The 6,133-nt window shown below is 28.7% G+C and carries 4 protein-coding genes; 1 reads left to right on the top strand and 3 read right to left on the bottom strand.

The window, feature by feature from the left end; translation table 11 throughout:
- The 3 genes from ACKI2W_RS08870 to ACKI2W_RS08860 form a co-directional block, all read right to left on the bottom strand.
- A partial coding sequence (locus tag ACKI2W_RS08870) for a hypothetical protein (RefSeq protein ID WP_407381302.1) occupies window positions 1-632 on the bottom strand: 632 nt, incomplete at its 3' end.
- Between the two features lie 174 nt (window positions 633-806).
- Window positions 807-1,349 (bottom strand): hypothetical protein, encoded by a 543-nt coding sequence (locus ACKI2W_RS08865; protein WP_407381300.1) that lies wholly within the window; start codon window positions 1,347-1,349, stop codon window positions 807-809.
- Between the two features lie 278 nt (window positions 1,350-1,627).
- Window positions 1,628-4,606: an NADAR domain-containing protein gene (locus ACKI2W_RS08860; RefSeq protein ID WP_407381298.1), complete on the bottom strand. Its 2,979-nt coding sequence runs from the start codon at window positions 4,604-4,606 to the stop codon at window positions 1,628-1,630.
- A 492-nt stretch (window positions 4,607-5,098) separates the two neighbouring features.
- Between ACKI2W_RS08860 and ACKI2W_RS08855 the strand changes: the two genes are divergently transcribed.
- Window positions 5,099-6,130 carry an NOG1 family protein gene (locus ACKI2W_RS08855; RefSeq protein WP_407381296.1) on the top strand — a complete coding sequence of 344 codons (1,032 nt, stop codon included), beginning with the start codon at window positions 5,099-5,101 and terminating at the stop codon, window positions 6,128-6,130.
- Window positions 6,131-6,133: the final 3 nt, after the last annotated feature.

Below are 6,133 nucleotides of genomic sequence, written 5' to 3'. Positions count from 1 at the left end.
AAGCTAGATAACTTCTTATTTTCAATAAAGAAAAATCCAAATTGATTATCATACTCTGAAAGTTTAATAAAAAATCCTGATGATATTTTTTCATATAATCTCTCATAATACTCTTTAATTTCCAAGTATTGAAGAGGATTCTGTATAAATTTTTTTAAAATATTTTTCATTAAATATATTTGAATATTTCTAGAAGGCCAAAATTCCTTATTTAATGATTCAATAACTGATATTAAAATAGAAGTCTTTGCAATAAACAATTTATCGAATCCTAATAATTTATAAAAAGATTTTTCTAAAAGATAAAAGCTATTAATCTTACCTATATTAATCTCACAGGTTATATTTAGATAAATTTTCCACCATACGTCTTCACCAGCAATATATCTATAATAATTCAGTTCGCTAAATTTATCCTGCAAACAACCTTTGTAAGAAAATTCTTTACTGGGAATTTGATAGATTTTATCATAAATCAAAAGAACAATTTCATTTAAATCTTTATCTTTACTAGACTTTATGATATCCTCCCGGTCTTCATCTGAATTCTCTAAACATTCACATAATCGATTAAAATTATTTGAATATAAATAATTCTCAAAATTTTTATTTTTCAAATTTGAAACTTTCATAAAACCACCAACAGAACAATTTATTACATATAACTCGCAGGATTATTTAATATCCTCAATATACTCATCTATGTTATTGTAATCTTTAAATTTAGCACATTCGGTTAAAAGTTTGCTTATTTCAGATTATTTAACATCAATAATGTGGGGGCGTTTCTTAACTACTTTTTCAGCTTACTTATCTTGCTTGTGTTTTTTTAGAATATTCCAAATAGTTTTAAATTCATCAATTGTTAAAGAACAAGATGAATTATCACCAACAAAACTTGAAACAAGTGCACTTGCTACAAATCCTTTAGAATAAATCATGCTTTTAACATTAACTGCAACAAAACCTCTTCCTCCATAGCTATCGTCACTTAGTTCATTAAAGTTTTCTTCATCAAGATAATCAATAAATTCATTATAATCTTCCTCAAGTATTTCATCAGCTACAAGAAATATTGAACAGCCTTTTCTAATTTCATTTGTTGAATTTAGATTTCCAATATGCATTTTTAGTATGTTCCATATTGTTTTAAATTCATCAATTGTAAATGGATTATTTATGCTTTCACCAATAATTGTTTCTGTGAGGGGAGCCGGTTTAGAAACTCCTTCTGAATAACGTAAACTATTGACATTAATGTAAAAAGATCCTCTGTCACGGCAAAAATATTTCCGAAATTTTTCAAATCCTTCTTTTTTAAGATAATCTTCAAAATCTTCTTTAGACATTCTACCAGATCTATTCTGCACTAAAAAACATGCATTACCAGACAATATTTTAAATTTATCCATATTATCACATTTTTAATCCAATGTATTAAATCATGACGTAATCTATCAGGAGTACAAATTTCTTAAAAAAAAATTTCTAGGAATATTATTTAAAAAATCATGACCTAGAATAAAACGTCTTATCAAGATAAAATACCGCCTATTATTTTAATTTTTCAAAACATTGAATTAACAATATTTTTCTCAATTTTATAATATATGATTAAATGACACATTTAATAGAAATTTCCCGCATCATTCATTCCAATTGGAAATGACACTCTTTCAAGCCATTCATCTGTTGTTAAATCTTTAATTGGTTCTTCATTTATCAAATCTTCAAATTCCTCCCTTGAATCTTCAATAACTTCATCAATCAATTTATTTTTGTTTTCAAATACTTCTTCAAAACCTTCAGGAAGTTGTAACAATAATATTTGGGTTTTATCTTCAACTTTATAAATATCCAAAATTTTAAATTTTGAACCTGCTTTAGTTGTATGTAAACCCCAATTGGTGCCATTTTCAAAACCTGATAAATCTGCCATTTGATTTGATAAAATGGAATATCTATGGGTTGTAATCATTCCACCAATATTATCACTTGCATCAACAAAAGCCTTCTCAGTTAATATCTGACCAATTTCATATTTTTCAGCCAGATTCTCTTTTAGATTAACATCTCTGACATATAATTCACATTCTGATAATATTGAAGATATTATCCTGTATTCAGGAGATTGTTCATCCTCAGGATTTCTTTCTTTAGGTTTTTCATAAGGATCTTTTTCTTTTAGATATTCAGTATACTCCCAATCGATAAGATCCTCATTTTCATATAATCTTCTAATTTCATCTCTTAGCTCCATTAATGCAAAACCGAATAGATTCTCATAACCTCCCCATTCATCATCTGAGTTATAGATTAAAGATTTATTTCCAGTTTTGAGGAGTCTTTCTTTAAGATTTTCATCCTGCATGAACTTATAATAAGCTGCGTTTAACAGAACGGAATATTTAAAATTCTGCCAATAACTAATTTCATCATCAGTCAAATCAAAACCTCTTTTTAGAGTATTTAAAGTCGTATTGTAATAATCAATTTTATTAAACAAATCATATTTGGCTGTTAAAATAGCATGTTCAATGCTTTTAAATATTTTTGAATTGTATTGAAACTCTTCATCTCGTTGTTCTATTGTAATAAACTCATTTACTTCGATTGGATTGCTGATAATTTTTGAATATTTTTGCTCTCCATTGTCTCTCCAGAAATAACCTAATGCTGGAAATGTTTCAAGGTCTGATTTTCTCCTATCAAATAACCAATTTTGAGGTTTGGGGAATAATTCATAAAAATCATCAGTGTGCCATGGTTCATTCATTGCATAAGTCTCACCATAGCCCATCCTCCAACCCATAGTGTAAGCATCGAGTTCAGGATAGACTAACCATCTAGGAGCAGCGAATTTACCTTCATCCGGATATTCCTTTTGTTTAATTTCTGTATTTACTTTAATTAAGTCATTTAAATATTGTGGAAGATAATATCCCCAATCAGTTATGCAATTTAGATAACTTGCCAGTTTTTTAGAATCTGAATGCTTAGGATTATAAAATTCAAACATTTCATTCAAATCTTTAAAATAGTCTGTCAACTGTTTAGCATAATCTAAATCAAGTTCTTTAAATTCGAGTAATGCTTCAATTTGCGCATTTAAAATATTTGTAAAAAAGTTTGCTTTAAGCATATTCCCAAAAGCAAATTGCAGATCATATGATGATTTAACTTCTTTTGAATTGATTTTAGATATTAAATCTTCTTTAATTTCGTCCCATTGCTCATCTTTTGAATTTAAGATTGTCTTAAAATATAATTTATCCACTTCGCTTAAAAGTTCTTCTTTGGATAAAATATCCTGTGAATAGTTTTTATCCTGTAAAATCTTTTTATTTATCATGAAAAGTACTTCATCACTATCTTCAGCGGTGTTTTGGATTTCATATGCATATTCAATGTCAAAATTAAGGGAAGAAATTAACTGAATAAATTCCTCGGATAATGGCTTTTGTGATGCAATTTCAAATAAATCTTCATGATTATAATCACTTTCTTCAGTTTTATTTAAAACATCAAAAATATGCCATATTTTGCCATCTTCAGGATTAATAAATTTTGTAACTTTAAAATTATCATATTCAACGCTATCTTCTTCTTTTAAATCCAAATTATATGATGATTTGAAACTATCGTCAACATAATCTTCAAAATGATTTGCAAGCTCTGAATTTTGATGAACCAATAAAGACCATGAATTTTCAATTAATTCTTTTTTAATAATGTAAATATTCGAAAAGTCATCCCTATGTTTATATCCCTCAAAATCACCACATGTAATTAGATAAAAAACAATTTCTCCACCCATATAAGAAGGATATGTAAATAAATTATTACTCCAATCATAAATATAATTCTGATCGATTTTCGAGATATATTTATCAATTTGAGGAGCTAATTCCTTATCCTGTATAATCAGATAAGAAACCCATAGCGAATCCCTGCCAAATTCCTTAACATCGATTAATGGTTCGCTTAATACTAATTCCAAGGTTTTTTTAAAATATTCCTTAACTTCATCGAACAATAAAGGATTTTCATAAAATCCTCCATTTAAACATGCATCTTTGAATAATGCTTTTTTAATATCCTTATTAATATTATGTGAATTAAGCAAATAATGAATTTCATGCAAATAAATTATATTTAAAGCATTTTTAACTTCCGAAGTTGATAGTAATTCTAATTCATGATTATATTCCTTTTCAAATAGGTAATCACTGCTAATTTTACCTGAATAAATTCCTGCTTTTAATTTATTTTTAATATCCTCCCATTTATTATTGTCTCTAATAAAAACTTGATAAAACAGTTCTTCTCGGGCAAAACTCCAAGTAGTGTCTTCAGATAACCACCTGGAATATTTAACTCCTTCATGGAATTCTTTACTGTTTGAAGTTTCATCATACTTTAAAAGCTGATTATAAATTATCAATGCCAATGATTCTTCAATGCCTGATTTATCATCTAGATTTCGTGCTTTCCTTTTAATTTCATCAATATCTTGAGAAAGAAAATCAAGTGCTTCACACAAGTTTTTAAAATTACTTGAATCCAAATATTTGTCCAAATCATTTATCTTTGAGTATTCCTTCATTTAAATCATATCCCATAACTTTAAAAATATCGAAGTCCTTTATCATCCAAATCCACTAATTCCAATTTAACATTATCTCGAGCAAAATATTCCAAGACCCTAACCTTGATTTTCACCAACCCGATAATAATTGGAAGCAAAATCAGTATACTCATCTGAATTAGCTATTAACGGATTATCACATTTTTAATTACATAGATTCTGCATCCTCTTCAAGAATAGCTGGAAATTTTTTGCTGAATTTACTATTACACTTCCAATTAACTATTTTCATTGACCCCCCATTTAGTAATATATTAATAATAATTTATGTTATTCATTTTAAATATATTTTAAAAATAATTTTTATTATATCCATTATATAAAACAAATAATATACCAACTAAAATATCCAACCTTATCCACAAATTTAATTAACCTGCCAAATCTAAACTATAGTATAGAAAGGTTGAGAGAGAAAGCATATAAGCAACTGATATTTAGAGTGATATAATGATGATTCCAACGATACCAACTCCAGATGAAATTTTAGATAAGGGATTCAGCAGAGGGAAAAAAGCTGCTGATTTATTGAGAAAACAGAAAATCCCTAAACATTTAAAAGGTAAAAAAATTGAAGAAAGAAGAGTGGTTACTGCATGCCAGGTAATTAAAGACAAATTAAAATCAATTCTTGATGCAGTTCCCGAAATTGAAGAGCTTCATCCATTCTATCAGGATTACATTGACATTACTGTAGGTGTAGACTCAATGAAACAGGCATTGGGTGCGCTTAACTGGGCTTACGGAATTTTAGCCCAGCTTGAAAGAGAATATTCAAACAAGTTCAAAAGAAATCCTTCAGAAAAGGCAAGTTCCATCCAAAGGGAAGCATATGGAAGAATTGCATCCGTTGTAAATAAAATCGAAAAGGACTTGGACTTTTTGGATTTTGCAAAAGCAAGCCTGAGAAACATGCCGACAATTGACTTTGATGCAACAACAATCGTTATTGCTGGATTTCCTAATGTGGGAAAATCAACATTATTAAGACAAATAAGCGGTGCTGACCCACAAGTTGCAAATTATCCATTTACAACAAAGGGAATTCAGATAGGCCATACCGAAAGACACTGGAAAAGCATTCAGTTCATTGATACGCCAGGATTACTGGACAGGCCTGTTCTGGAAATGAATGATATTGAAATGAACGCTATTGTGGCACTGGAACATTTGGCTGATGCAATATTATTTATTTTTGACGGATCTGAAACCTGCGGTTTCCACCTGGAAAGCCAGTACAATCTTTTAAAACAGATTGAAAAGATATTCAGTGAAATACCGATAATTTATCTCTTCAACAAAATGGATATTGAACAGGACAAGGAGTATATCAATCAGTTCGTAGACAATCCCGAAAATACATTATTTATTTCAGCGCTTGACGGTGACGGAATAGACAAGATTAATGAGATTATTGACGGAATTAAAAAGATAGACAGAACCCCGCAGGAAGAGGACGAAGAGGAATTGGATTACTACTAAGGT

It is taken from the genome of Methanobrevibacter sp. (genome assembly GCF_045603845.1).
Classification (GTDB): domain Archaea; phylum Methanobacteriota; class Methanobacteria; order Methanobacteriales; family Methanobacteriaceae; genus Methanocatella.
Note: the sequence above shows the minus strand (reverse complement) of the source record. Positions and strands in the feature narration are given on the sequence as shown.

What these genes read in the sequence shown, in the direction of transcription:
- ACKI2W_RS08865 (WP_407381300.1), bottom strand. Translation starts at nt 1,349, where the DNA reads ATGTCTAAAGAAGATTTTGAAGATTATCTTAAAAAAGAAGGATTTGAA.
- ACKI2W_RS08860 (WP_407381298.1), bottom strand. Translation starts at nt 4,606, where the DNA reads ATGAAGGAATACTCAAAGATAAATGATTTGGACAAATATTTGGATTCA.
- ACKI2W_RS08855 (WP_407381296.1), top strand. Translation starts at nt 5,099, where the DNA reads ATGATGATTCCAACGATACCAACTCCAGATGAAATTTTAGATAAGGGA.